Genomic DNA, 23,701 nt, shown 5'->3' on the forward strand with positions numbered 1-23,701 from the left:
GACAAGACGATTATCGACATGTTGAAGATCGACAACCTCCACGCACGCATCGGCGACAAAGAAATCCTCAAGGGCCTCTCGCTCGACGTAAAGCCCGGCCAGGTGCACGCCATCATGGGCCCCAACGGCGCCGGCAAGTCCACCTTGGGCAACGTCCTGGCCGGCCGCGACGGCTATGACGTGAGCGAAGGCAGCGTGCAGTTCGAAGGCAGGGATCTGCTCGAGCTGGCGCCGGAAGAACGCGCCGCCGCCGGCCTGTTCCTGGCCTTCCAGTACCCGGTGGAAATCCCCGGCGTGAACAACACCTACTTCCTGCGCGCCGCGCTCAACGCCCAGCGCAAGGCGCGCGGCGAGGAAGAACTGGACTCGATGCAGTTCCTCAAGCTGGTCCGCCAGAAGCTGGCCGTGCTGCACCTGAAGGACGAGCTGCTGCACCGTGGCGTCAACGAAGGCTTCTCCGGTGGCGAGAAGAAGCGCAACGAGATCTTCCAGCTGGCCGTGCTCGAGCCGAAGCTGGCGATCCTGGATGAAACCGACTCCGGCCTGGACATCGACGCGCTCAAGAGCGTGGCCGACGGCGTCAACGCGCTGCGTTCGCCGGACCGTTCCTTCATCGTGATCACCCATTACCAGCGCCTGCTCGATTACATCAAGCCGGACGTGGTGCATGTGCTGGCCGATGGCAAGATCGTGCAGAGCGGCGGCCCGGAACTGGCCCTGGAACTGGAAGCCCATGGCTACCACTTCCTGAAGGACCGCGTGGTGCCGGAGGCAGCGGTCTGATGAGCGCCCTGCTCGATTCCCTCGCCAGCGGCTTCTGCGGCAGCGATGCACGTCGCGCCGAGCTGGATGCCGCCCTGCAGGCCGGCCTGCCCGGCCCGCGTACCGAAGCCTGGAAATACACCTCCCTGCGCCAGCTGGAGCGTCGCAGCTTCCAGCCGGCCCCGCTCGCCCCGGCCGTGGTCGATGCCGCCCTGCTGGCCGACATTCCGTCGCCGCGGCTGGTGTTCGTCAATGGTCGCCCGTCCGGCGCGCTGAGCGATGTCGCTGCGGTGCCGGCCGGTGTGCAGCTGGCCACCCTGTCCTCGGCACTGGCCGCGGGCGATGAAGCCGCTCGCTTCCTCGGCCGCCGCTTCGAGCGCAGCGAGGAGGTGTTCGCCCGCCTCAACGCCGCGCTCGCCGATGAAGGCGTGCTGCTGCGCGTGGAAGCAGGCGTGCAGGTCGAGACGCCGCTGCAGCTGGTCTTCATCAGCGTTGCCGCCGATACCGATCTGTCCTGGCACCACCGTCACCTGATCGAACTTCGCTCTGGCGCTGCGCTGGGCGTGGTCGAGCATCACCTGCATGTCGGCGATGCCGCGCACCTGGACAATACCCTGGTGCACGTCCACCTGGCGCAGGATGCCGTGCTCTCGCACGCGCGCGTGCAGGCCGACGCCACCCGCGCCACCTCGCTGCTGCGCACCGACGCCGTGCTGGCCCGCAACGCGCAGTACCGCCGTGTCGATCTGGAACTGGGCGCCGCGCTGAGCCGCCATGAGCTCAACGTCCGCCTGGAAGGCGACAACGCCCAGCTGACCGCCAACGGCGTGCTGCTCGGCAACGGCCGCCGCCATGTCGACACCCGCCTGGGCATCGAGCACATCGCACGCGATACCGCCTCGGAAATGGTCTGGCGTGGCGTCGCGGCCAATCGCAGCCGCGTGGTCTTCCACGGTGGCATCCACATCCGCGAAGGCGCCGATGGCACCGACGCCAACCTGTCCAACAAGAACCTGCTGCTCTCCGCCGATGCCGAGATCGACACCCAGCCCACGCTGGTGATCGATGCCGACGAAGTGAAGGCCGCCCACGGCGCCACGGTCGGCCAGCTCGATGCCAATGCGCTGTTCTACCTGCGCTCGCGTGGCCTGCCGGCCGATCGCGCGCAGCAGTTGCTGAGCGCCGCGTTCTGCCATGAGCCGCTGAACGCCCTCGACGCGCGCCTGACCAAGCAGCTCACCGCCCAGCTCGACCGTGCGCTGGCCCTGGCGGGCGTGGCATGAACCTGTCCACGCCGCGCCCGGTCGCCGATACCGGCGCCGCGCCCGATTGGGACCGCGTGCGCCTGGACTTCCCGCTGTTGATGCGCGAGGTGCACGGCAAGCCGCTGGTGTACTTCGACAACGCCAACACCGGCCAGAAGCCGGTGCAGGTGATCGGCGCGCTGGACGAGTTCTACCGCCGTTACAACGCCAACGTCAGCCGCGCAGTGCATGCGCTCGGTACCGAGGCGACCGATGCCTACGAAGGCGCACGCAACAAGCTGGCGCGCTTCCTCAACGTGCGCGCCAGCGAGCTGGTGCTGTGCAGCGGCACCACGTTCGCGATCAACCTGGTCGCCTATTCGTGGGCGCTGCCGCGGCTGAAGGCTGGTGATGTCATCCTGGTCTCGCGCATGGAGCACCACGCCAACATCGTGCCGTGGCAGCTGGTCGCCCAGCGCACCGGCGCGACGATCCGCGTGGCCGAGATCACCCCGGAAGGCGCCCTGGATCTGGATGCACTGCGCGCGGCCATGACCCCCGAGGTCAAGCTGCTCGCCGTTGCCCACGTCTCCAACGTACTGGGCACGGTCAACCCGGTCCGCGAGATCTGCCGCGAGGCCCGCAAGCGCGGCATCATCACCGTGGTGGACGGCTCGCAGGCTGCGCCGCACCGCAAGATCGACATCCCGGCGATCGGCTGCGACTTCTACGCCATCACCGGCCACAAGATGTGCGGCCCGACCGGCACCGGTGCACTGTGGGCCAGGCGCGAGCATCTCGATGCCATGCCGCCGTTCCTCGGCGGTGGCGAGATGATCAAGGAAGTCAGCTTCGAAGGCACCGTGTTCAACGATGCCCCGCACAAATTCGAAGCCGGCACCCCGAACATCGCCGGCTTCATCGGCCTGGGCGTGGCGGTGGATTACCTGGAGTCACTGGGCCTTGCCCACGTGGAAGCCCGCGAAGGCGAGCTGCTGGCGCACTTCACCGAAGAGCTGAACAGGATCGACGGCCTGCGCATCTTCGGCACCACGCCGGACAAGGCCGCGGTGGTCTCCTTCCTGGTGGAGGGCGCGCATTCGCACGATCTGGCCACCCTGCTCGACCTGGAAGGCGTCGCGGTCCGCTCGGGCCAACACTGCGCGCACCCGCTGCTGCAGTACTACGGCGTCGCCGCGACCTGCCGCGCCTCGCTGGCGTTCTACAACACGCATGACGAGATCGAGCGCTTCATCGTGGCGCTGAACAAGGTGCGCAAGCTGCTGGGCTGAGTCCGCCCCTGCTCTGCGCCCCACCGGAACGCCGTGGCCTGCCACGGCGTTTTTTGTTGTCCATGCCGATCGTTTCCGTCCCGGCCCCGACCAGCCTAAAATGGCGCCATGAGCACCCTCACCTACCGCGCCGCCACGCTGGCCGACATCCCCGCCCTGGTCACCCTGGTCACTTCCGCCTACCGGGGCGAGGCCAGCCGCGCCGGCTGGACCACCGAGGCCGATATCCTCGATGGCGCCCGCATCGACCCGCAGGGCCTGCAGGCCGACATCGAGCGCCCGCGCAGTACCATCCTGCTCGCCGAGCGCGAGGGCCAGCTGCTGGCCTGCGCGCATATCGCCGATGACCAGGGCAAGGGCTATTTCGGCATGTTCTCGGTGGACCCCGCCCAGCAGGGCGGCGGCATCGGCAAGCAGGTGATGCTGGCCGCCGAAGCCCACGCCGCGCGCGAGTGGGGCGTACCGGTCATGCAGATGACGGTGATCGACATCCGCGAGGAGCTGATCGCCTTCTACGAACGCCGGGGCTACCAGCGCACCGGGATCAAGAAGCCGTTCCCGTATGGCGATGAACGCTTCGGCATCCCCAAGCGCGACGATCTGCGCTTCGAAATCCTGGAAAAGCCGCTGGCGGTGCCGGCGTGAGCGAGACCTGGACCTTCATCTGCGCCAGCGCCGAGCTGCTGCCCGGCGAGATGAAGAGCACCTTCGATGAGGTGACCGGCACGCCGATCGTGGTGTTCAACCTGGACGGCGAGTTGTACGCGCTGGAAGACCAGTGCACCCACGACGAGTTCGAGCTGTCCTCGGGCACGTTCGATACCACCGAGGCCAGCATCGAGTGCGTCCTGCACGGGGCCCGCTTCGACGTCCGCGACGGGGCCGCGCTGTGCGCCCCTGCCTACTCGCCGGTCGCGAAATTCCCGGTCAAGCGGGAACACGACGCCGTCTGGGCCCGCGACGACCGCGACTGACCGGGGCTGAACGCCGGCGTTTTGAAAACGCGAATTATTCCTATTACCATAGGCATTGCGGCCAACCGGCCGCTCCTGCCCGGTACGCCGTGTCCGCCAACCGCTCCGTTCTTGGTATCGCCGCCCTGTGGGCCACGTTGTGCGTGGTGCTGTTGGCATGCGGCTGGCTGAGCGCCGGAGGTACGGGTAACGCCGCGCGCTCCACCGCGACGGGCCAGACCCCAGCGATAGCGGACACCGGCAGCACGCTTCGGGTCACCGCGCCCACCGCGCCCGCGCCTGCGCCGGAACTGCCGTTCGCCGAGCCCAGCCTGACAGCCGAGACCGGCCCCGACCCCGAGGCCGCCCACCCGGCGGTGCTGCCTCGCCTGCGCCGCGCGCCGTGGGTCGCGCTGGTGCCGCTGTGGCGCGCCGACGCGCTGCGTTGGCAGCGGCTGGAACCCTCGCTGCGGCTCAACCCCGGCCACGCCCCTCCCTGCGCCTGATCCCGGCATCGACGCTGCTGCGCGTCGATGCCCGCCACGCCTGCGCCACCGCGCCGCCGTCGGCCGCCTGTCCGTTTTCCCGACCTGCCTCCGCTCCGCCGTGACCGCCGCGTGCCGTCCGGCCTTCGTCCGTCTTCCCAGGAATCACCATGACCGTCCGCCCGACTCCGTTGTCGTCCGCCCTGCTGCTGGCCATCGCCGCCCCCGCCATCGCCCATGCCGAGACCGACGCTGCCGCCGATCCGCAGCGCGCCACCGAACTGGACGGCGTCGATGTCCACGGCGAGCGCGTCCGCGCGCAGTCGTCCAAGTTCACTGCACCGCTGCTGGATACGCCCAAGTCGGTCAGCGTGATTTCCCAGCAGGTGATCGAGCAGACCGCCGCGACCACCCTGCTCGATGCGCTGCGCACCGTGCCGGGCATCACCTTCGGTGCGGGCGAAGGCGGCAACCCGACCGGTGACCGCCCCTTCATCCGTGGCTTTGATTCGGCCTCGGACATCTACGTCGATGGCATCCGCGATGCTGGCAGCCAGACCCGCGAAGTGTTCGCCATCGAGCAGATCGATGTGGTCAAGGGCCCGAGTTCGGCCTACTCCGGTCGCGGCTCGGCCGGCGGCACCATCAGCCTGGTCAGCAAGACGCCCAAGCTGGAAAACTTCGTGTCTGGCAGCCTGGCCGCCGGCACGGACAGCTACCGTCGCGGCACGCTGGATGCGAACCAGGTGATCGGCGACGGCATCGCCGCGCGCGTGAACATCATGAAGCACGATGCCGACGTGGCTGGCCGTGATGAGGTGAACAGCAGCCGCTGGGGCATCGCGCCATCGCTGGCGTTCGGGTTGAACGGCCCGACGCAGGCGGTGATCAGCCACTACCACATGGAAACCGACGACCTGCCCGATGCCGGCGGCTTCCCATACAACAACCCGTTCACCAGCGGGCCGAACGTGGCGCTCAATGGCGACGGCAGCCCGACCGTGACCAACCGCGACGCGTTCTATGGCCTGGTCGACCGTGATTTCCAGAAGACCAGGGCGGACATCACCACCTTGAACCTGTCGCATGATTTCGGCAGCATCGTCCTGCGCAACATCACCCGCTACGGCGACACCCGCAACGACTACCTGTGGACCCAGCCGGACGACAGCAAGGGCAACCCCAACCTGTTCGGCACCGTCTGGCGCCGTACCAACGCACGCGCCACGCAGACCGACAGCTTCGTCAACCAGACCAGCGTGACCGGTGAGCTGGAAACCGGCCCGCTGCGCCACAACTTCAACGCCGGCGTGGAGTACAGCAGCGAAAAGACCGTGCGCGGCACCTACGCGATCGCCGATGTGCGTCGCCCCAATGGCCAGACCACCGCAGGCACCAACAACCCGCTGACCGGCAACCAGAGCTGCCCGACCACCGGTGCGGCGACCGGCTACAACTGCACCGACCTGACCAACCCGAACCCGAATGATCCGTGGTCGGCCACGCACACCGTCACCCGCAGCGATCCGGCCCGCGACGTGCGCCAGACCACCCGCACCAAGTCGGCCTATGTGTTCGACACCATCAGCTTCAGCGAGCAGTGGATGCTGAACCTGGGTGCGCGCTTCGACGACTACAACACCCACCAGTTCAACCCCACTGCGGCGGCCAACCTGCAGCACCTGCGCAACGACACCTCGTTCTGGAACGGCCAGGCCGGCCTGGTGTTCAAGCCGATGGAAAACGGCAGCATCTACCTCTCCTGGGGCACCTCCTCGACCCCGGTCGGCGTGGACGGCGGCGACGGCGCCGACGGCATCAGCGCCACCATCCAGGACCTGAAACCGCAGCGCAGCCGCAACATCGAACTGGGCACCAAGTGGGATCTGTTCGATGCCCGCCTGTCGCTGACCGGTGCGATCTTCCAGACCGAAATGAGCAACGCGCGCGTGACCAGCGATGCGGGCACCACGCAGAACGCCGGTACCAAGAAGGTAAAGGGTGCCGAGCTGGGCTTCAGCGGCACGATCGTGGAGGGTTGGCAGGTCTTCGGTGGGTACACCTACCTGCATGCCGTGGTCGAGGACAACGGCTTTGCGCTGGTCAACGGCGTCTACGTGCCCTCGCCGTTCAACGGCAACGCGTTCCCCAACACCGCCAAGCACAGCGCCAGTCTGTGGACCACGTGGGCGCCGTCGTTCGTGCCGGGCCTGAGCCTGGGCGCAGGTGCCAACTACGTGGACAAGGTCTACGGCAACGTCAACAACACCAAGTGGGTGCCCTCCTACACCCGTTGGGATGCGATGGTCGGCTATGCCTTCAGCGAGCGCTACAGCCTGCAGTTGAACGTGCAGAACCTGACCAACAAAACCTACTTCACCAAGGCGTACGCTTCGCACTACGCCGCCATCGCGCCGGGCCGTTCGGCCACGCTGGCCTTCAACTTCACGTTCTAAGCGATACGCCCCTCCCGCGCGCTCGTACGGGAGGGGCTGGAGCCGATCATGCTGCTGCATATTCCCGACGTCCTCACCGCCGAGCAGGTCACCCAGGCCCGCCAGCAGCTGGCCACGGCCGGCTGGACCGACGGCCGCCTGACCGCGGGCTACCAGTCCGCGCAGGCCAAGCACAACCTGCAGTTGTCCGAGTCCGATCCGGCCGCGCGAGCGGTCGGCTCGGCCATCCTCGATGCGCTGGGCCGCAACAGCACCTTCTTCTCGGCCGCATTGCCGCGTCGCATCTTCCCGCCGCTGTTCAACTGCTATCAGCCGGGGCAGACCTTCGGGTTCCATGTCGACAACGCGGTGCGCTACGACTACACCGTTCCGGGACAACCGCAACCGGTACGCACGGACCTCTCGGCCACGTTGTTCCTGAGCGATCCGGACGAGTACGAGGGCGGCGAGCTGGTGATCGAAGACACCTACGGCAACCAGCGGGTCAAGCTGCCGGCCGGCCACATGGTGCTGTACCCGGGTACCAGCCTGCACCAGGTCACCCCGGTCACCGCCGGCACGCGGCTGGCCTCGTTCTTCTGGATCCAGAGCATGCTGCGCGATGACGGCCAGCGGCGCCTGATGTGGGATATGGATGTCTCGATCCGCCGGCTCACCCATGACCACCCCGAACACCCTGCGCTGGTCAACCTGACCGGCGTGTATCACAACCTGCTGCGGCAGTGGGCCGATGTCTGAGGCTCCCCTGCCTGCGCTCGACGTGGCGGCACTGGCCGACCAGCTGCAACACGATCCAGCCGCCGCGCTCGCCACCCTGGAAGCTACCGCACAGCGCGGCGATCCGCAGGCGCAGTTCCTGCTTGGCCAGGCACGGATGGAAGGACGCGGGATCGCACCCGATGCCGCCGCGGCCGTGCTCTGGTTCGAGCGCGCCGCCAACGGTGGCCTGGCCATCGCGATGAACATGCTCGGACGCTGCCACGAACTCGGCAGCGGCACCCCGATCAACCCGGCGCTGGCGGCGGTCTGGTACCGCAAGGCGGCCGATGCCGAGCTGGACTGGGGGCTGTACAACCTGGCCAACCTGCTGGCTACCGGGCGTGGCGTGGCCCGCGACGAACGGGCCGCGTTCGCGCTGTACCTGCGCGCCGCACGGCTTGGCCATGCCAAATCGATGAATCTGGTCGGACGTTCTCTGGAGGACGGGATCGGGGTCGACGCCGATCCGGCGGCGGCACCGGCCTGGTACTGGCGCTCGGCCGAGGCCGGCGACTTCCGCGGCCAGGCGAGCCATGCCTCCGTGCTGCTCGCCGCCGGCGACATCGACGGTGCAGCGCACTGGCTGCGTCGCGCACTTGCACACGGCAGCCCGTCGTTTCTGGCTCACCTGCGCCCCACCTTGGCAGACTCGCCCCATCCCTCAATCCGGGCGCTGGTTACCTGATTGCAGGGGCTCGCGCACCAGCAGCCGCTCGAATCATTAATCATTCTCATTTGCGTCCGCTAACGAATCTCACCTACAATCCCGCCGCGTTGCCAGTCGGCTGATCGACTGGCCGTCTGACAGGGGCCCCACTTGCGCCATCCACACCGCCACCGCAGCTTTGCTCCCGCCATGCGCGGGCGCCAGCATGCGCTGTCGACTGTGCTGGCATGGTTGGGCCTGTTGTCGCTGCTGTTGGCCGGCCTGCCGGTGCTGGAACGGGTTACCCCGGGCAGCACCGTGATGGTCCTGCAGATGCCAATGGACGAGCGCCCGGTGGGCGGTGGTGAGACCGCGCCGCAGGAAGACGCCCCGGCCAAGCCGCGCCGGGTCGCCAGCGCGCGCCCTGCGCCGACGCCACCGCCGCAGCCCTCGCTGCCACCGGTCGTGGAATCGCTGGATGCGCTGATGGCCACGCTGGTAGCACAGCCGCCACGGGTCGTACCCGCCATTGGTTCGGCACCGGCCACGCCGCTGCCTGCTGCACCCGGCCTGCGCGTCCAGCGCGGCCAAGCCCCTCCGCAGGGCTGATCCACACGGCCGGCGGCGCCATCGCGCCCCGCCCGGTCACGCACGTTCTGCCCGTTCCGGGCCTTCCTGATTCCTGCGCGTGCTGCCGTCCTGCGGCCTGCCGCGTTGCGTCCGCGTTCTTCTTTCCGAGGTTACCCCCATGGCCCAGCGCCATCGTCGTCGCACGTCCCTGTCCCGCTGCACCCTGTCCATCGCCCTGCTCGGTGCGCTGAGCACCCCGGCCTTCGCCAACGGTGAGGCCGCCGGCCCGACCACGCTGGACAAGGTAGTCGTCACCGCCGCCGGCTTCGAACAGAAGATCGCCGATGCCCCGGCCAGCATCAGCGTGATCAGCCGCGAAGAACTGAGCAAGCGCCCGTACACCAGCCTGGTGGATGCGCTGCGCGACGTGGAAGGCATCGACGTGGGCATGGAGCCGACCGACAAGAACGGCCGCGCCACCATTTCCATGCGTGGCATGCCCTCGGACTACACCCTGGTGCTGATCGACGGTCGCCGCCAGAGCAACGCCGGCAACCTGTACCCGAACAACTTCGGTGGCGGCCAGTTCTCATACATGCCGCCGCTGGATGCGATCGAACGCATCGAGGTGGTGCGCGGCCCGATGTCGACGCTGTACGGCTCCGATGCGATGGGCGGGGTGATCAACATCATCACCCGTCGCAACCAGACCGAGTGGCATGGCGCGGTCACCCAGGGTTTCACGATGCAGAAGGACGACCAGTTCGGTGATGCACGCAGCACCGATGTCTACCTGAGCGGCCCGCTGATCAAGGACCGCCTGGGCCTGTCGGTGCGCGGCAGCTATTACGACGCCAAAGCTTCCAACCCGGAATGGGATGACCTCCAGCTGCCGGATGGCACGATGTGGTCGCGCAGCATCGGCTTCGGTGGCGGCGGCAAGGCGGTGGCCAACACCAACTGGAACACCGGCCTGCGGCTGAACTTCATCGTCAATGACGACCATGAGCTGTGGCTGGATTACGACGTGTCGCGCCAGAAGTACGACAACAGCGAAGGCCAGACCGGCACCCTGGACAGCCTGGCCAGCCTGTGGCGCGTCGGCAATGCGACGATCCGCAACCCGAACGGTCCGGGCAACATCACCCGCCGCGTGGTGCAGCCGCGCGTGGGTTACACCGCCTACCAGCGCTACGAGCGCGACCAGCTGGCGCTGACCCACCAGGGCCGCTATGAGTTCGGCACCTGGCAGACCACGCTGACCCACATCACCAGCAACAACCTCGGCCGCTCGCTGCCGCTGACGCTGGATGAGCGCGCCGATCTGCAGGGCCTGTGGAACGACGTCTGCCGCCGCACCGGCGCCGCCGCCAACTGCGCGGCCGGTGCACGCAACGGGCTGGGCGCGCTCAACGCCGCCGAACTGGCTCGCCTGCAGGCCTTCCTGCCGCGCCCGCTGCGCACGATGGAGCTGGAGGGCAACGTGCTGGACACCATGCTCGATCTCACCTTCGGCGCGCACAAGCTCACCGTGGGCGGCCAGTACAACGACACCGACATGGTCGATGGCGTGTTCGGCATGGACGGCAACGGCTACAAGAACAACGTCAAGCAGCAGCACCGCATGTGGGCGCTGTTCGCCGAGGACAACTGGTCGCTGACCGACACCCTGACCGCCACGGTCGGCGTGCGCTATGACGACCACAACATCTTCGGCAGCCACGTCAGCCCGCGCGCCTACCTGGTCTGGAACGCCAACGATGCCTGGACCGTCAAGGGCGGCGTCAGCACCGGTTACAAGACCCCGCGTCCGGACCAGCTGTTCCCCGGCATCGTCGGCTTCGGCGGCCAGGGCGTGACCCCGCTGGTCGGCTCGCCGAACCTCAAGCCGGAAACCAGCACCAACTACGAGATCGCCACGTACTACGAAGGCGATCGCTGGGGCTTCAACCTCACCGGCTTCCTCAACAAGTTCGATGACAAGATCGCCAGCGGCGGTACCTTCGCCAACTGCGAAGTCGCCCCGAACGATGGCAGCTACTGCGTGGACATCGGCCCGGGCTGGGCCGAGCTGGGCTACAGCACCTTCGGCCAGAGCGTGAACATCGACAAGGCCGAAACCCGCGGCGTCGAAGCGGCGGCCCAGGTCGATCTGCTGGACAACCTGCAGCTGCGCGGCAACTACACCTGGACCAAGAGCGAGCAGACCAGCGGCACCGGCAAGGGCCTGCCGATCACCGGCAACCCAGCCAAGCACATGGCCAATGCCAGCCTGAACTGGCAGATCAGCGAGGCGGTGAGCCTGTCGCTGATCGGCGAAGGCCGCTACGACCGCTACCGCGACACGCTGGTCAGCAACGTCGGCGGCGTGAGCAGCTCGCAGACCCGCTACTACGAGGACTACACGATCTTCCACCTCGGCGGCAGCTGGGACATCAACAAATGGCTGACCGTCAACGCGCGGGTCAACAACCTGTTCGACAAGGACTTCGTCTCGCAATCCTGCGTGCTGATCAGCGACAGCGAGTTCAGCTGCGTGGACGATTACTCCACCAAGGACCAGCGTCGCAGCTACTGGATTTCGTTGAACGCCAAGTTCTGAGGCACACCACGGCGGCGTCCTGATGGCGCCGCCGCTGGCCTTGACCTCGGGCAGCGCGCCGGCAACGGAACGCTGCCTTCTTTTTGCACAAATTGCGAATCATTCTCATCAATGGTGTAATTCGCCCCTCAGCACTCCCTCCTGCGACCGTGGCCACCAGCGCTCCCTCTTCCAGCGTGCAACAACAACGCCGCGGCTTCTGGCTGCGCACGCTGCACCAGTGGCACTGGATCAGCTCGGCGGTGTGCCTGATCGGCATGCTGCTGTTCGCCGCGACCGGCATCACCTTGAACCACGCGGCCAGGATCGAAGCCACGCCGGAGGTGGTCAGCCGCCAACTGGCGCTGCCTGCCGACCTGCTCGGCACGCTTGGCGACCGCGCCGACGGCAATGCCCCCCTGCCCCGTGTGGCCAGCCGCTGGCTGGATGCGCAGCTCGGCATCTCGATCGGGCGCCGCCCGGCCGAATGGTCCGATGGCGAAATCTATCTCTCCATGCCCAGCCCGGGGGCCGACGCCTGGCTGAGCATCGACCGCGAAACGGGCGACGTGGAATACGAATCCACCGCACGCGGCTGGGTGTCCTATTTCAACGATCTGCACAAAGGGCGTAATGCCGGGCCGGCCTGGGGCTGGTTCCTGGATATCTTCGCCGTGGCCTGCCTGGTGTTCTGCATCACCGGCCTGTTCCTGCTGCACCTGCATGCCCGCCAGCGCCGCATGACCTGGCCGCTGGTCGGGCTGGGCCTGCTGATCCCGCTGCTGATCGCCCTGATCCTCATCCACTGACCTTTCTTTCCGGAGCCGCACCATGCGCGTCACCCTGACCATCGCCCTGAGCGGCCTGCTGGCCACCTCGCCGGCCTATGCCACCACCCTGGACATCAACGTCGAGGTGCCCAAGCTCAACGTGGCCGAGTACCACCGCCCGTATGTGGCCGTGTGGCTGGAGGGGGCCGACCAGAAGGTCGCCGCCAACCTCTCCGTCTGGTACCAGCAGACCGGCAACGCCGAAGGCCATGGCACCAAGTGGCTGCCCGATCTGCGCCAGTGGTGGCGCAAGAGCGGCCGTACGCTGGAGGTGCCGGTGGATGGTGTGACCGGCCCGACCCGCCCGGTCGGCAAGCACGCGCTCTCCTTCAGCGACACGCAGCCGGCGCTCAAGGCGCTCGCACCGGGTAACTACACGCTCGTGGTGGAAGCGGTGCGCGAAGTCGGCGGCCGCGAACTGCTCAAGATCCCCTTCACCTGGCCGGTCACGTCCGCCCAGTCGGGCAAGGCCCAGGGCGCGACCGAACTCGGTCTGGTCACCCTGTCCGCCAAGCCCTGATCCCCTGTCCACCTGGAGTTTTTCGATGAAGCGCACGCTCGTCCTCGCCGCCGCCATGGCCGCCGCACTTCCGTTCTCCGCCTTGGCCCACAAGGCCTGGCTGCAGCCCTCGCAGACCGTGATCGCGGGTACCAACCCGTGGATCACCGTCGATGCGGCGGTCTCCAACGACCTGTTCTATTTCAACCACGTGCCGCTGCGCCTGGACAGCCTGGTCATCACCGCGCCGGACGGCAGCACCGTGCAGCCGCAGAACGCGGCGACCGGCAAGTTCCGCAGCGTGTTCGATGTCGAGCTGACCCAGCAGGGCACCTACCGCCTGGCGACGGTCAACAACGGCCTGTCGGCCAGCTGGGAAGAAGACGGCAAGCCCAAGCGCTGGCGCGGCACCCCGGCCACCTTCGCCACCGAGGTGCCGAAGAACGCCAGGAACCTGCAGGTCTCGCAGTCGGTCGGTCGCGTGGAAACCTTCGTCACCAACGGTACCCCGAACGACACCGCGCTCAAGCCGACCAACCAGGGTATCGAGATGATCGCGCTGGCCCACCCGAACGATCTGGTCGCCGGCGAAGCCGCGCGCTTCCGCGTGCTGGTCGACGGCAAGCCGACCGCCGGCCTGGACTTCGAGATCACCCGTGGCGGTACCCGTTACCGCAACGCGCAGGAAGAGATCAAGGTCAGCACCGATGCCAAGGGCGAGTTCGCCGTCACCTGGCCCGAAGCGGGCATGTACTGGCTGGAGACCGGCACCGAAGACAGCAAGACCTCGATCAAGGAAGCCAAGAAGCGTCGCCTGAGCTATGTGGCCACGCTGGAAGTGCTGCCGGAGTAACGGCCTTCGGCGCGGGCGCTGCACGCGCCGTCCACCTCAACCCGCCCCCGTCGACACGACGGGGGCTTTTCACCCGACGCAGTCCGGCCATCGGGCTTACTAGGCCCGACGTGCCCATCCCCATGAACAACCCGGATCTCGACATCGCCAGCCTCGGCGGCCACACCATGGGCACCACCTGGCAGGTAAAGCTGGCCGTGGCGCGAAGCCGCGACCTGCACCCGCTGCACGCCGGCATCCAGGCGCAGCTGGACGCCATCGTGACGCAGATGAGCACGTGGGAAGCCGACAGCGATATCGCGCGCTTCAATCGCGCCTCCGCTGGTGAATGGCAGACGCTGCCACCGCTGTTCGACACGGTGATGCAGTGCGCACTGGACATCGCACAGCGCAGCGGCGGCGCCTTCGATCCGACCATCGGCCCGTTGGTGGCCTTGTGGGGATTTGGCGCACAGGCGCAAGCCCGGCGCATTCCCGATGCGGCCACCCTCGCCGCGACCCGTGCGCGGTGTGGCTGGGAGCGGCTGCACTGGCAGCCCGGTCGCCTGCTGCAACCCGGTGGGTTGGCGCTGGACCTGTCGGCGATCGCCAAGGGCTTTGGTGTCGATCAGGTCAGTACGTGGCTGCGCGAGAACGGGGTGCACGCCGCGCTGGTGGAGGTCGGCGGCGAGCTGCATGGCTTTGGCCACAAGCCCGATGGCCAGCCGTGGCGCGTGCTGGTGGAATCGGCCCCGGAAGAGGATGCGCAGGCGGAGCAGCCGCCGCGCGTGCTCGCGCTGAGAGAACTGGCGGTGGCCACCTCCGGTGATCGCTGGCATCACTTCGAACGTAGCGGCGAGCAGTTCAGCCACACGCTGGATCCGCGCACCGGTGCACCGGTCACGCGCGCTGCGGCCGCAGTCACCGTGGTCGCCGACAGTGCCATGCAGGCCGATGCCTGGGCCACCGCATTGACGGTGATGGGCCCCGACGAAGGCATCGCATTTGCGCGCACCCATGCACTGGCCGCCCGCGTTGTCAGCCGGGGCGCGCACGGTATCGAGGAACACATGAGCCCCGCATTCGAGCACCTGCTCGCCGACGACCGCGTGGGCGCGGCATGAGTCTGCGTCCTTCCCGTGCCTGGCTGGGCAACCTGGCGGTCATGCTGTTGCTGGCGGTCGTTGCCTGGGCGCTGCTGCGCCTGCATCTGGGCGACGCATGGTGGCAAAGCGCCCCCCTGGCCTCGCAGTGGCGCTGGGCGGCCGGCAGCCTGGTGCTGTATGCGGCATTCTGCACGCTGATCTGGTGGCGCGGGCGCGCGCGCGAAGAGCACGTGGCCGACAACGGACCCGCACCGATCCTGCTGGTCTGGGCGAGCCAGACCGGCTTCGCCCAGCAGCTGTGCGAACGCAGTGCGGAGGCGTTGCGCGCTGCCGGCCTGCCGGTCCGCATCCGCGCGCTGCATGCGGTGACCGCCGAGCTTCTGCAGCGCAGCGGGCAGGTGCTGTTCGTGGTCAGCACCACCGGCGAAGGCGATGCGCCGGATCATGCCCTGCCCTTCCTGCGCAAGGTGATGCCACAGGCGCTCGCATTGCCGCAGCTGCAGTACGGCGTGCTGGCGCTGGGGGATCGCAGCTACGGGCATTTCTGCGCCTTCGGCCACCAGCTGGATGCGTGGCTGCGTCAGCACGGCGCACATCCGCTGTTCGATACCGTTGAAGTAGACAATGCCGATCCCGGCGCACTGCGCCACTGGCAGCAACTGCTCGGCCAGCTCGGCGGTGAAGCCACCGAACTGCCGGACTGGGCGCCGGCCGAGTACCTGCCGTGGCAACTGCAGGCGCGGCATCTGGAAAACCCGGGCAGCCCGGGCGCACCGACGTACCGCATTACGCTGGTGCCTTCCGACGGCGTGCTGCCGGCGTGGCAGGCCGGCGACGTGGTCGAGATCGGGCCACAACACGCACCGGCCGAGGTCGAGGCCTGGCTGCGCGATGCCCCGTGGGACGGCGATATGCTCATCGATGGGCAGCCGTTGCGTGCACATCTCGCGCGGGCGCATCTGCCCAGTAACGGGGAACTCCCGACGTTTGCCGACGCCGACGCACTGGTCGCCGCGTTACGTCCGCTGCCGCACCGCGAGTACTCCATCGCCAGCCTGCCTGCCGAAGGCCAGGTGCAGTTGCTGCTGCGTCGGCAGCTGCGTCCTGATGGCACCCCGGGGCTGGGCAGCGGCTGGTTGTGCGATCACGCTGCGTTGGATGGGCGCATCGATCTGCGCTTCCGCAGCAATCCCAATTTCCACGGTGTGCCAGCGGCAACGCCGCTGATCCTGATCGGCAACGGCACCGGCATCGCCGGCCTGCGCGCCCACCTGCGCGAGCGCATCAGCGCCGGCGCGCGCCGCAACTGGCTATTGTTCGGCGAGCGCACGGCCGCGCACGATTTCTTCTTCGGCGACGACCTGCGCGCCTGGCAGCGCGACGGCTGGATCGCGCGTCTGGATACGGTGTTCAGTCGAGACGGTGGCGAACACCATTACGTGCAGGACCGGCTGCAGGCGCACATCCACACGCTGCAGCAGTGGGTGCACGACGGTGCCACGATCCTGGTCTGCGGCAGCCTGCAGGGCATGGCCCCGGCGGTGGATGCGGTGATCGAGCAGGCGCTGGGCCGCGACGGGAAAGAAGCCTTGATCGTGGCCGGGCGTTACCGGCGCGACGTGTACTGAGGGCGAGCGGTCCGAGACGATCCAACGGATCGCACGACCATCGTCAGGATCCGTCAGAACGGCTGCCCGCACCCAAGCGGATCGCCAGCAGTTCCCCACCCCCATGCAAGGCGAACCGACGGCGCTCACCGGCGGCCAACCAGGCAGTATCACCGACGGCCAGCGGTGCCAGCGACGGCTCGCCTTCAAATTCGGCCTGGCCGGCAAGCAGATGAATCGCCCACGCCGCCTCGGGGTCGGTGAAGAAGAACATGCTGCCCACCAGCGGCCGGTGCAGCAGCTCGGCCTGCACGGCATCGCGCCGCCACATCAGATTGAAATCGTGGGTCACCCCATCGATCAACTCGCCGGTCACCTGCGCTTCGCCCGCAAACCGCAGGCGGTCGTGCGGCGGCATCAGCGTATGCACCGCGCCATCAGCGAAGCGCAGGCGCAGGCCTTCGCCGCGCAGCAGCACCAGCTCGCGGTCGACCCCCGGAAACGCCGAGAAGGCGGCGTCCTGCTCGATCTCGGCGATCGACAGGCGCACCTGCCAGTCCTCGTTGTCGGGCACGCGCAGGATCTCGCGGGTCCAGCCCAGACCGTTGCGCCAGCGTTCGCGGCGGTATTCGAAAGAGGGAATGACGCGGCTGGCCGCGCTCAGGACGGTATCGGTCGACATGGCGCCAGTGTGCCTGAGCCGACGCAGCAGAGCTGCCTCAGGATACGCCGCCGCAATCGGGTTCCAGCAGGCGCGAACGCGCCAGCCAGTCCTTGTCGGGGTAGTACGCAAACACCATGGTGCCGCCGCGCAGACTGTCGATCAGTGGCCGCGCCACGGACAGCCGCACGGCGGGGCACCCCAGGCTGCGGCCCAGGCGCCCCTGCAGGCGCGCGATCGCGGGATTCACGTAGGGCGCGCCGTGGATGACGATGGCGCGGTCGCGGGCATGGTCGTTGAAGCCCGGCTCCAGCCCTTCCAGGCGCAGCGAATAGCCGTTGCCACCCATGTAGGTTTCCTTGGCGGTGAACGCGCCCAGGCTGGACATGAAGCTGCCGTCCTTGTTGGAGAAATGCTGGGTGCGGTTGTCGCCGCTGTTGCGCCCATGCGCGACCCACTCTTCGAACAGCAGCCGCTGGCGGGTCAGATCGAAAATCCACATGCGCGGTTCGGTCGACGGTCGCGAGTAATCGATCACGCTCAACTTGCCCGGGTCGACGCCGAGCTCCGGCCGACGCAACGCACAGCGCATCGCGCGGGCTGCCAGCTGCAGCACCTGCTTGTCCGCCGCCGGTGCCGCCTTGGAGAGCATCTCGGCCATCTGTACCGGATTCGCCTCCGCAGCGGGCGCAGGGCTGGCCGCACCCGCGGTGGCGGATGCGATCAGGCCGCAGAACGCGGCAGGCAGCAATTTCACAACGGGCATGGGCAGCACACCAACCGGGGGCATCCCTTACAACGTGGACCCGCCGGCGTCGGATTCCAAGACGGGCTGCAGGTTCTGTTCATCGGCCACCGGGCGAACCGCTGGCAGGCTGGTCACCAGCAGCGTGGTGCCGGGCACCAGCACGCCGTACAGCTGTTCGGCGAATTCCGGCGGCAGCGCCATCGGCAGGCTCGGCGTGGCGAGCAGGTCCGGGGTGGCATTGGCGGCGGTCTGGCCCAGCAGTGGGTAGGCGGTCCAGCGGTGCAGCGGGCGGTGCGGGTCCAGCGGGCTGGGGTTGTCCTGGTAGCCCTGGCCCATCACGAACAACGTGGTGCCCTCGAACGCCGGCAAGGCCTTGGCCTCCAACCGCGACTCGCCGATCAGCACGCCATCGCGCAGCACATACAGGCGTTGATCATGCAGGCTGACCAGGATGCCGACCTGGCCGGCCGGTGCCGCCGCATCATTCCAGTAGTGCGCGGGCGCGTCGGTGCTCTCCACCAGCGGCTTGCCGGTGCTGCTGACCGGCGCCAGCACGGCCGGATAGGCCAGCGTCATCGGCGCGCTCTTGGCGTCGGCCACCACCACGGTATCGCCACGGTGGGTTTCGCCAAACAGCTTCTGCGCAAACGCCTGTGGCAGCCGCACGCAGCCGTGCGAGGCCGGGTGACCCGGCAGGCTGCCGCCGTGCAGCGCGATGCCGTCCCAGGTCAGGCGCTGCATGTAGGGCATCGGCGCGCTGTTGTAGAGGTTGGATTTGTGGTCCTTGTCCTTCTGCAGGATCGTGAACACACCCGTCGGGGTTTCATGCCCGGTCTTGCCCGAGCTGATCGTGCTCATGCCGATCGCGATGCCGTTGCGGTACACGTAGGCGCGCTGCTCATCGAGGCTGACCACCAGCACGATCGGGCCGGCCGGGGAGATTTCCGGATGCCAGAGGAATTGGCCGGGCTTGAGATCGGTCGGCCCGCGCGGGGCCTGTGTGGTCGTGGCTGCCGTCGGCGCCGGGTTGGCCGCCGTGGCGGCCGTGGCGGGGAGCATCCCGGTCGCCAGCAGCGTCCCGAGCGCCAGACTCAACAGCGTGCTGCGTACTGCCATGTCGTGCATCCATTCAAAGAGATGCCGCCACGCTACACGAACTGCCTGCAGCCGATCGCGAAAACCGGCGATCCCTTTCCGTCGCCCCAAAAAGCATTGCCCGGCCACACATCCTGTGCGAACCGGGCAATCGATACATCCTTGTCGGCATCCCGCCTTCCCCCTGTGCATCCTGCCCAGTCTGGGTGCCGGCCATGCGTCCTGCACTCGGCCGTATATGCTTCCGCCATCTCAACCCTTCCCGGGGTCTGGATGCCACCATCCTGGTGGGTCCGCGCCAATCCTTCCGCGCCGCCTCCCTGCGTGCTGCGTCCGTGCAGCTGTCGGTGCCGCCGCGGCATCCTGCCGTGGCGACCAGTGACCGGCGTCCTGCCTGTCCCGACCTGTCCTGTTGTTCAGCGCCTTGGTACGGAGGCCGGCGCTGCCCTCCTGGGCGGTGCCTCGGCCGGCGCCTGCCTGGCCCCGGTCGTCATCCGTTGTCGATTCCGTTCGACGGTAGCTGTCCCTATCCCCTTCACCCGCGCCAGATCCTCGACGTGTACGAAAGGGCCGTGTTGTCGCCGGTACGCGACGATCGCCTCGGCCTTCATGGGCCCCACGTTCGCCAATCCCTGCTGCAGCGTCGACGCATCCGCCGTATTGATGTTGATCCGATCGGCCGCGAAGGCCATTCCGCTCAACAGCAGTCCCAGCACCAGCGCCCTGCACGAAAACCAAGGTCCCACTGTGTAACTCCTTGTGGCTCGGAACCGGCCCCTGCCGGCAATCCTGTCGAAGGTTCCAGCGTCCCTCGCCACATACACACAGCCTATCGTCCACAGCGCCTTCACACAGCAGGCCTAACACCCGACGTGATGTAGGGAAATACCTACCCCACCGCAGGCGTAGAATGGAGGGACTTGTCAAAAGCACTCCGGAGTTCAGATGGACAGCGCCAAGCTCGGCCAATTCGTCAGTGAAAAGTGGGACAACGAAATCGTCCCGCAATTGGTCGATTACATCCCTATCCCCAACAAATCGCCGATGTTCGACGCCGATTGGGTCGCCAACGGCTATATGGAACAGGCCGTCACCCTGATGGAAACCTGGGCCCGCGCCCAGAACCTGCCCGGCCTGACCGTCGAGGTCGTGCGCCTGGAAGGCCGCACCCCGCTGCTGCTGCTGGAAATTCCGGCGTCCGGCGCCGAGACCGGCGACGACACCATCCTGCTCTACGGCCACCTGGACAAGCAGCCGGAAATGACCGGTTGGGACGACGATCTGGGTCCGTGGATCCCGGTGCTGCGCGGCGACAAGCTGTATGGCCGTGGCGGCGCCGATGATGGCTATGCGATGTTCGGTTCGCTGGCCGCCGTGCTGGCGCTGCAGGAACAGGGCCTGCCGCACGCGCGCTGCGTGATCCTGATCGAAGCCTGCGAAGAGTCCGGCAGCTACGACCTGCCCGCCTATGTCGACCACCTGGCCGACCGCATCGGCAAGCCGTCGCTGGTGGTGTGCCTGGATTCGGGCTGCGCCAACTACGACCAGCTGTGGTGCACCACCTCGCTGCGCGGCCTGACCGGCGGCAACTTCTCGGTCAAGGTGCTCAACGAAGGCGTGCATTCCGGCGACGCCTCCGGCGTGATCCCGTCCAGCTTCCGCCTGCTGCGCCAGCTGATCTCGCGCATCGAGGACGAGAACACCGGCCGCATCCTGATCGACGGCATGAATGTCGAGATCCCGGCCGAGCGTCAGGAGCAGGCCAAGCGTGCTGCTGAAGTGGTGGACACCGCGATCTTCGAAAAATTCCCGATGGTCGACGGCCTGCGCCCGATGAACGACGACCTGGCCGAACTGGTGCTCAACCGCACCTGGCGCCCGGCGTTGTCGGTCACCGGTGTGGACGGCCTGCCGCCGCTGGCCTCGGCCGGCAACGTGCTGCGCCCGCATACCGCGGTGAAGCTGTCGCTGCGCCTGCCCCCGACCGCCGACGGCAAAGCCTGCGGCGAGCTGCTCAAGGAAGCCCTGCTGCGCGATCCGCCGAACGGTGCGGAAGTGAAGCTGGACCTGGAAAAGGCCTCCAGCGGCTGGAACGCCCCGGCCATGGCGCCGTGGCTGACCCAGGCGATCGACGATGCCAGCCAGACCTTCTTCGGCAAGCCGGCGATGTACATGGGCGAAGGCGGCTCGATCCCGTTCATGGGCATGCTGGGCGAGAAGTTCCCGGGTGCGCAGTTCATGATCACCGGCGTGCTCGGCCCGCACTCCAATGCACACGGCCCGAACGAGTTCCTGCACATCCCGATGGGCAAGCGCGTGACCTCGTGCGTGTCCAAGGTGATCAGCGAGCACTACGCCGCCAGCCTGCGCGGCGAGACCAGCGGTTCGCCGGTCGCCGCCGACAGCGGCACCCGTCACGGCGACCACGGCTGCTGCTGACGTTGGCGGACGCAGCCTGGCCTTGCTAGGCTGCGTCCACCCTCTACTGACGTCTTTGGCATGAACGGACTGTTTGGCAGCACCAGCTGGCTCTACATCATCCTGGTCGGCTTCGTCGTCGGTCTGCTCGGGCGCTTCTTCATGCCCGGCAACAACCGCATGGGCTGTCTGCTGACCATCGTGCTCGGCATCGTCGGTGCCCTGCTGGCCGGCTGGTTCGGCCAGTACATGGGGTGGTATGCCCGCGGCGAGCCCGCTGGGTTCATCGGCGCGATCCTCGGTGCGGTCGCGGTCCTGGCCGTGCTCCGGCTGTTCAGCAGCAAGCGCTGAGCATCGCCGCTCTTTTCTTTCCCGCGCGCCATCCGGCGCCGCTTCGACGTACCCGTCCATGAACGATCCTGCTTCCGATCCGCTGCGCGCTGAACATCGTCGGCAGTGGACCTGCGCCGCCCTCGGCGATCCGGCGACCGCGCTCGACCGTGCCTCGGTCGATGCCGGTTTCCGCAGCTACTGGCGCGCCACCAGCGCGCGCGGCAGCCACATCGTGATGGACTCCCCGCCGGGGCTTGAGGATGTGCGGCCGTGGCTGCGCATGCATGACCTGCTCGAGCCCAACGGCGTGCGCGTGCCGCAGGTGCTGGCGCGCGATGAAGACAACGGCTTCCTGCTGCTGGAAGACCTGGGCGGCCCGACCCTGGCCCGTCATATCGACAACGACACTGCCGATGCCTGGTTCGACGCTGCCTTCGCGCAGTTGATCCGGCTGCAGTCCATCCCGGTGCCCGAGGGCATGGGCAGCTTCGGCGAGGCGCTGCTGCAGCGCGATGCTGGGCTGTTCGACGAATGGTTCCTGCAACGTCACCTGGGCCTGGAGCTGGACTGTGGCGAGATCGAGAACCTGCAGCGCATGCACCGCCTGCTGATGGACAACGCACTGCAGCAGCCGCAGGTGCTGACCCACCGCGATTTCATGCCGCGCAACCTGATGCCCATCGAGGGTGGCCCGGCGGTGCTGGATTTCCAGGACCTGGTGCGCGGACCGATCGCCTACGACCCGGTCAGCCTGTTCAAGGATGCGTTTCTGAGCTGGCCGATCGAACGCGTGGATACCTGGCTGGCGCGCTATCACGCACAAGCGCTGGCGGCCGGTCTGCCGGTACGGGCATGGCCGCAGTTCCTGCGCGACGCGGACTGGATGGGCGTGCAGCGCCATCTGAAAATCCTCGGCCTGTTCGTGCGTCTGCGCGACCGCGACGGCAAGGGGCACTACTTCGAGGATGCGCCCCGTTTCATCCGCTATCTGGATGAAGTGCTGCCGCGCCATCCCGAGCTGGCCGCCCTGCACGATCTGTTCGAGCTGCGCATCAAACCGGCCCTGGCCCGTATCGCCGAACCGGTGCAGGCGCGCCCATGAAGGCGATGATCTTTTCGGCCGGCAAAGGCGAGCGCATGCGCCCACTGACCCTGCACACGCCCAAGCCACTGCTCGTGACCGGGGGCAAACCGCTGATCGTGTGGCATCTGGAACGCTTGGCTGCCGCCGGCATCGAAGAGGTGGTGATCAACACCGCCTGGCTGGGCGATCAGTTCGCGCCTGCGCTCGGCGACGGTGCGCGCTGGGGCCTGCGCCTGTATTTCATCCACGAAGGTGACGTACCGCTGGAAACCGGCGGCGGCATTCTCAACGCATTGCCGATCCTCGGCGATGCGCCGTTCCTGGTGATCAACGGCGATGTGTGGACGGATGTCGATCTCGCCACGCTGCCACACGCGCCCACCGGCGATGCGCACCTGGTGCTGGTCGACAATCCGGCCCAGCACCCGCGCGGCGACTTCATCCTGCATGCCGATGGTCGGGTCAGCGATGACGGCGACAGCGCGCGGTTCACCTATGCCGGTGTGGGCGTCTACCGCCCGGCGATCATCAACGGTTGGCGCGCGGTGATCGGCGAAACCGCCGGTGCCAGCGCGACACCCCCACAGTTCGGCCTCGCCCCGCTGCTGCGGCATGCGATGGCGCAGGGCCGCGTGACCGGCCAGCACCATCGCGGCCGATGGACTGATGTGGGCACGCCGGAGCGGCTGGCGCAGCTGGATGCAGAACTGAACGTCTGACCCCGCCAAGGTAGCGCCACG

General features: G+C 67.7%; 24 protein-coding genes. 20 read left to right on the forward strand and 4 right to left on the reverse strand.

Going from position 1 to position 23,701, the window contains the following annotated elements:
• Positions 1 to 18: 18 nt before the first annotated feature.
• The 16 genes from sufC (at position 19) to K4043_RS11935 (ending at position 16,643) form a co-directional block, all read left to right on the forward strand.
• On the forward strand, positions 19 to 783 hold the full coding sequence (gene sufC, locus K4043_RS11860; RefSeq protein ID WP_123728594.1) for a Fe-S cluster assembly ATPase SufC: 765 nt from the start codon (positions 19 to 21) through the stop codon (positions 781 to 783).
• Positions 783 to 2,045, forward strand: a complete 1,263-nt coding sequence (sufD, locus tag K4043_RS11865; protein ID WP_265309462.1) for a Fe-S cluster assembly protein SufD — start codon at positions 783 to 785, stop codon at positions 2,043 to 2,045. Before sufC ends, sufD begins: the two co-directional genes overlap by 1 nt.
• Positions 2,042 to 3,298 (forward strand): cysteine desulfurase, encoded by a 1,257-nt coding sequence (locus K4043_RS11870; protein WP_265309463.1) that lies wholly within the window; start codon positions 2,042 to 2,044, stop codon positions 3,296 to 3,298. Before sufD ends, K4043_RS11870 begins: the two co-directional genes overlap by 4 nt.
• Positions 3,299 to 3,406: 108 nt before the next feature.
• Positions 3,407 to 3,943, forward strand: a complete 537-nt coding sequence (locus K4043_RS11875; protein WP_265309464.1) for a GNAT family N-acetyltransferase — start codon at positions 3,407 to 3,409, stop codon at positions 3,941 to 3,943.
• A complete protein-coding gene (locus K4043_RS11880) occupies positions 3,940 to 4,272 on the forward strand; it encodes a non-heme iron oxygenase ferredoxin subunit (protein ID WP_123728590.1) in 333 nt (110 codons plus the stop codon). The genes K4043_RS11875 and K4043_RS11880 overlap by 4 nt, the downstream gene beginning before the upstream one ends.
• An 89-nt stretch (positions 4,273 to 4,361) precedes the next feature.
• Positions 4,362 to 4,757, forward strand: a complete 396-nt coding sequence (locus tag K4043_RS11885; RefSeq protein WP_265309465.1) for a hypothetical protein — start codon at positions 4,362 to 4,364, stop codon at positions 4,755 to 4,757.
• A 149-nt stretch (positions 4,758 to 4,906) separates the two neighbouring features.
• The gene (locus K4043_RS11890; protein ID WP_265309466.1) at positions 4,907 to 7,192 is read left to right on the forward strand and encodes a TonB-dependent siderophore receptor; all 2,286 of its coding nucleotides are present in this window, start codon (positions 4,907 to 4,909) and stop codon (positions 7,190 to 7,192) included.
• A 48-nt stretch (positions 7,193 to 7,240) separates the two neighbouring features.
• Positions 7,241 to 7,930, forward strand: coding sequence for a Fe2+-dependent dioxygenase (locus K4043_RS11895; RefSeq protein WP_265309467.1), 690 nt, complete (start codon positions 7,241 to 7,243; stop codon positions 7,928 to 7,930).
• Positions 7,923 to 8,636 carry a tetratricopeptide repeat protein gene (locus K4043_RS11900; RefSeq protein WP_265309468.1) on the forward strand — a complete coding sequence of 238 codons (714 nt, stop codon included), beginning with the start codon at positions 7,923 to 7,925 and terminating at the stop codon, positions 8,634 to 8,636. The genes K4043_RS11895 and K4043_RS11900 overlap by 8 nt, the downstream gene beginning before the upstream one ends.
• Before the next feature lie 132 nt (positions 8,637 to 8,768).
• Entirely contained in the window at positions 8,769 to 9,206 is a 438-nt protein-coding gene (locus K4043_RS11905; RefSeq protein ID WP_265309469.1) for a hypothetical protein, read from the forward strand.
• A 139-nt stretch (positions 9,207 to 9,345) separates the two neighbouring features.
• Positions 9,346 to 11,769, forward strand: a complete 2,424-nt coding sequence (locus tag K4043_RS11910) for a TonB-dependent receptor (protein ID WP_265309470.1) — start codon at positions 9,346 to 9,348, stop codon at positions 11,767 to 11,769.
• A 149-nt stretch (positions 11,770 to 11,918) separates the two neighbouring features.
• On the forward strand, positions 11,919 to 12,557 hold the full coding sequence (locus K4043_RS11915) for a PepSY-associated TM helix domain-containing protein (RefSeq protein ID WP_265309471.1): 639 nt from the start codon (positions 11,919 to 11,921) through the stop codon (positions 12,555 to 12,557).
• 22 nt (positions 12,558 to 12,579) lie between these two features.
• The gene (locus K4043_RS11920; RefSeq protein WP_123728582.1) at positions 12,580 to 13,098 is read left to right on the forward strand and encodes a DUF2271 domain-containing protein; all 519 of its coding nucleotides are present in this window, start codon (positions 12,580 to 12,582) and stop codon (positions 13,096 to 13,098) included.
• Between the two features lie 25 nt (positions 13,099 to 13,123).
• A complete protein-coding gene (locus K4043_RS11925) occupies positions 13,124 to 13,930 on the forward strand; it encodes a DUF4198 domain-containing protein (RefSeq protein WP_123728581.1) in 807 nt (268 codons plus the stop codon).
• A gap of 122 nt (positions 13,931 to 14,052) precedes the next feature.
• Positions 14,053 to 15,033, forward strand: coding sequence for an FAD:protein FMN transferase (locus tag K4043_RS11930; protein WP_265309472.1), 981 nt, complete (start codon positions 14,053 to 14,055; stop codon positions 15,031 to 15,033).
• Entirely contained in the window at positions 15,030 to 16,643 is a 1,614-nt protein-coding gene (locus tag K4043_RS11935; RefSeq protein ID WP_265309473.1) for a sulfite reductase subunit alpha, read from the forward strand. Before K4043_RS11930 ends, K4043_RS11935 begins: the two co-directional genes overlap by 4 nt.
• A 43-nt stretch (positions 16,644 to 16,686) precedes the next feature.
• On the opposite strand, the gene K4043_RS11940 is transcribed toward K4043_RS11935, so the two are convergent.
• The 4 genes from K4043_RS11940 to K4043_RS11955 form a co-directional block, all read right to left on the reverse strand.
• A complete protein-coding gene (locus K4043_RS11940; RefSeq protein WP_265309474.1) occupies positions 16,687 to 17,304 on the reverse strand; it encodes a HutD family protein in 618 nt (205 codons plus the stop codon).
• Positions 17,305 to 17,341: 37 nt separating this feature from the next.
• Complete coding sequence (locus K4043_RS11945) at positions 17,342 to 18,049, reverse strand: murein L,D-transpeptidase catalytic domain family protein (RefSeq protein ID WP_123729684.1); 708 nt, start codon at positions 18,047 to 18,049, stop codon at positions 17,342 to 17,344.
• Positions 18,050 to 18,076: 27 nt separating this feature from the next.
• Positions 18,077 to 19,147, reverse strand: coding sequence for a L,D-transpeptidase (locus K4043_RS11950; protein ID WP_265309475.1), 1,071 nt, complete (start codon positions 19,145 to 19,147; stop codon positions 18,077 to 18,079).
• Between the two features lie 395 nt (positions 19,148 to 19,542).
• Positions 19,543 to 19,818 carry a ComEA family DNA-binding protein gene (locus K4043_RS11955; protein WP_123728576.1) on the reverse strand — a complete coding sequence of 92 codons (276 nt, stop codon included), beginning with the start codon at positions 19,816 to 19,818 and terminating at the stop codon, positions 19,543 to 19,545.
• 253 nt (positions 19,819 to 20,071) lie between these two features.
• Between K4043_RS11955 and K4043_RS11960 the strand changes: the two genes are divergently transcribed.
• Genes K4043_RS11960 through murU form a run of 4 tightly spaced genes read left to right on the forward strand, consistent with a single transcriptional unit; the run spans position 20,072 to position 23,680 of the window.
• Entirely contained in the window at positions 20,072 to 21,565 is a 1,494-nt protein-coding gene (locus K4043_RS11960) for a M20 family metallopeptidase (protein WP_265309476.1), read from the forward strand.
• Between the two features lie 60 nt (positions 21,566 to 21,625).
• A complete protein-coding gene (locus K4043_RS11965) occupies positions 21,626 to 21,895 on the forward strand; it encodes a GlsB/YeaQ/YmgE family stress response membrane protein (protein ID WP_019185648.1) in 270 nt (89 codons plus the stop codon).
• Positions 21,896 to 21,953: 58 nt separating this feature from the next.
• Positions 21,954 to 22,979, forward strand: a complete 1,026-nt coding sequence (locus K4043_RS11970) for a phosphotransferase (RefSeq protein ID WP_265309477.1) — start codon at positions 21,954 to 21,956, stop codon at positions 22,977 to 22,979.
• Positions 22,976 to 23,680, forward strand: coding sequence for an N-acetylmuramate alpha-1-phosphate uridylyltransferase MurU (murU, locus tag K4043_RS11975; protein WP_265309478.1), 705 nt, complete (start codon positions 22,976 to 22,978; stop codon positions 23,678 to 23,680). The genes K4043_RS11970 and murU overlap by 4 nt, the downstream gene beginning before the upstream one ends.
• The last annotated feature ends 21 nt before the right edge of the window (positions 23,681 to 23,701 follow it).

The organism is Stenotrophomonas sp. SRS1 (genome assembly GCF_026130205.1).
Taxonomy (GTDB): domain Bacteria; phylum Pseudomonadota; class Gammaproteobacteria; order Xanthomonadales; family Xanthomonadaceae; genus Stenotrophomonas; species Stenotrophomonas rhizophila_B.

Bases quoted from the DNA above. Each gene is read 5' to 3' on its own strand.
- K4043_RS11875 (WP_265309464.1), top strand. From the start codon at position 3,407: ATGAGCACCCTCACCTACCGCGCCGCCACGCTGGCCGACATCCCCGCC.
- K4043_RS11920 (WP_123728582.1), top strand. From the start codon at position 12,580: ATGCGCGTCACCCTGACCATCGCCCTGAGCGGCCTGCTGGCCACCTCG.
- K4043_RS11955 (WP_123728576.1), bottom strand. From the start codon at position 19,818: ATGGCCTTCGCGGCCGATCGGATCAACATCAATACGGCGGATGCGTCG.
- K4043_RS11945 (WP_123729684.1), bottom strand. From the start codon at position 18,049: ATGCCCGTTGTGAAATTGCTGCCTGCCGCGTTCTGCGGCCTGATCGCA.
- K4043_RS11940 (WP_265309474.1), bottom strand. From the start codon at position 17,304: ATGTCGACCGATACCGTCCTGAGCGCGGCCAGCCGCGTCATTCCCTCT.
- K4043_RS11870 (WP_265309463.1), top strand. From the start codon at position 2,042: ATGAACCTGTCCACGCCGCGCCCGGTCGCCGATACCGGCGCCGCGCCC.
- K4043_RS11935 (WP_265309473.1), top strand. From the start codon at position 15,030: ATGAGTCTGCGTCCTTCCCGTGCCTGGCTGGGCAACCTGGCGGTCATG.
- K4043_RS11900 (WP_265309468.1), top strand. From the start codon at position 7,923: ATGTCTGAGGCTCCCCTGCCTGCGCTCGACGTGGCGGCACTGGCCGAC.
- K4043_RS11925 (WP_123728581.1), top strand. From the start codon at position 13,124: ATGAAGCGCACGCTCGTCCTCGCCGCCGCCATGGCCGCCGCACTTCCG.
- K4043_RS11895 (WP_265309467.1), top strand. From the start codon at position 7,241: ATGCTGCTGCATATTCCCGACGTCCTCACCGCCGAGCAGGTCACCCAG.
- sufC (WP_123728594.1), top strand. From the start codon at position 19: ATGTTGAAGATCGACAACCTCCACGCACGCATCGGCGACAAAGAAATC.
- K4043_RS11960 (WP_265309476.1), top strand. From the start codon at position 20,072: ATGGACAGCGCCAAGCTCGGCCAATTCGTCAGTGAAAAGTGGGACAAC.
- K4043_RS11910 (WP_265309470.1), top strand. From the start codon at position 9,346: ATGGCCCAGCGCCATCGTCGTCGCACGTCCCTGTCCCGCTGCACCCTG.
- K4043_RS11965 (WP_019185648.1), top strand. From the start codon at position 21,626: ATGAACGGACTGTTTGGCAGCACCAGCTGGCTCTACATCATCCTGGTC.
- K4043_RS11950 (WP_265309475.1), bottom strand. From the start codon at position 19,147: ATGGCAGTACGCAGCACGCTGTTGAGTCTGGCGCTCGGGACGCTGCTG.
- K4043_RS11890 (WP_265309466.1), top strand. From the start codon at position 4,907: ATGACCGTCCGCCCGACTCCGTTGTCGTCCGCCCTGCTGCTGGCCATC.
- murU (WP_265309478.1), top strand. From the start codon at position 22,976: ATGAAGGCGATGATCTTTTCGGCCGGCAAAGGCGAGCGCATGCGCCCA.
- sufD (WP_265309462.1), top strand. From the start codon at position 783: ATGAGCGCCCTGCTCGATTCCCTCGCCAGCGGCTTCTGCGGCAGCGAT.
- K4043_RS11970 (WP_265309477.1), top strand. From the start codon at position 21,954: ATGAACGATCCTGCTTCCGATCCGCTGCGCGCTGAACATCGTCGGCAG.
- K4043_RS11930 (WP_265309472.1), top strand. From the start codon at position 14,053: ATGAACAACCCGGATCTCGACATCGCCAGCCTCGGCGGCCACACCATG.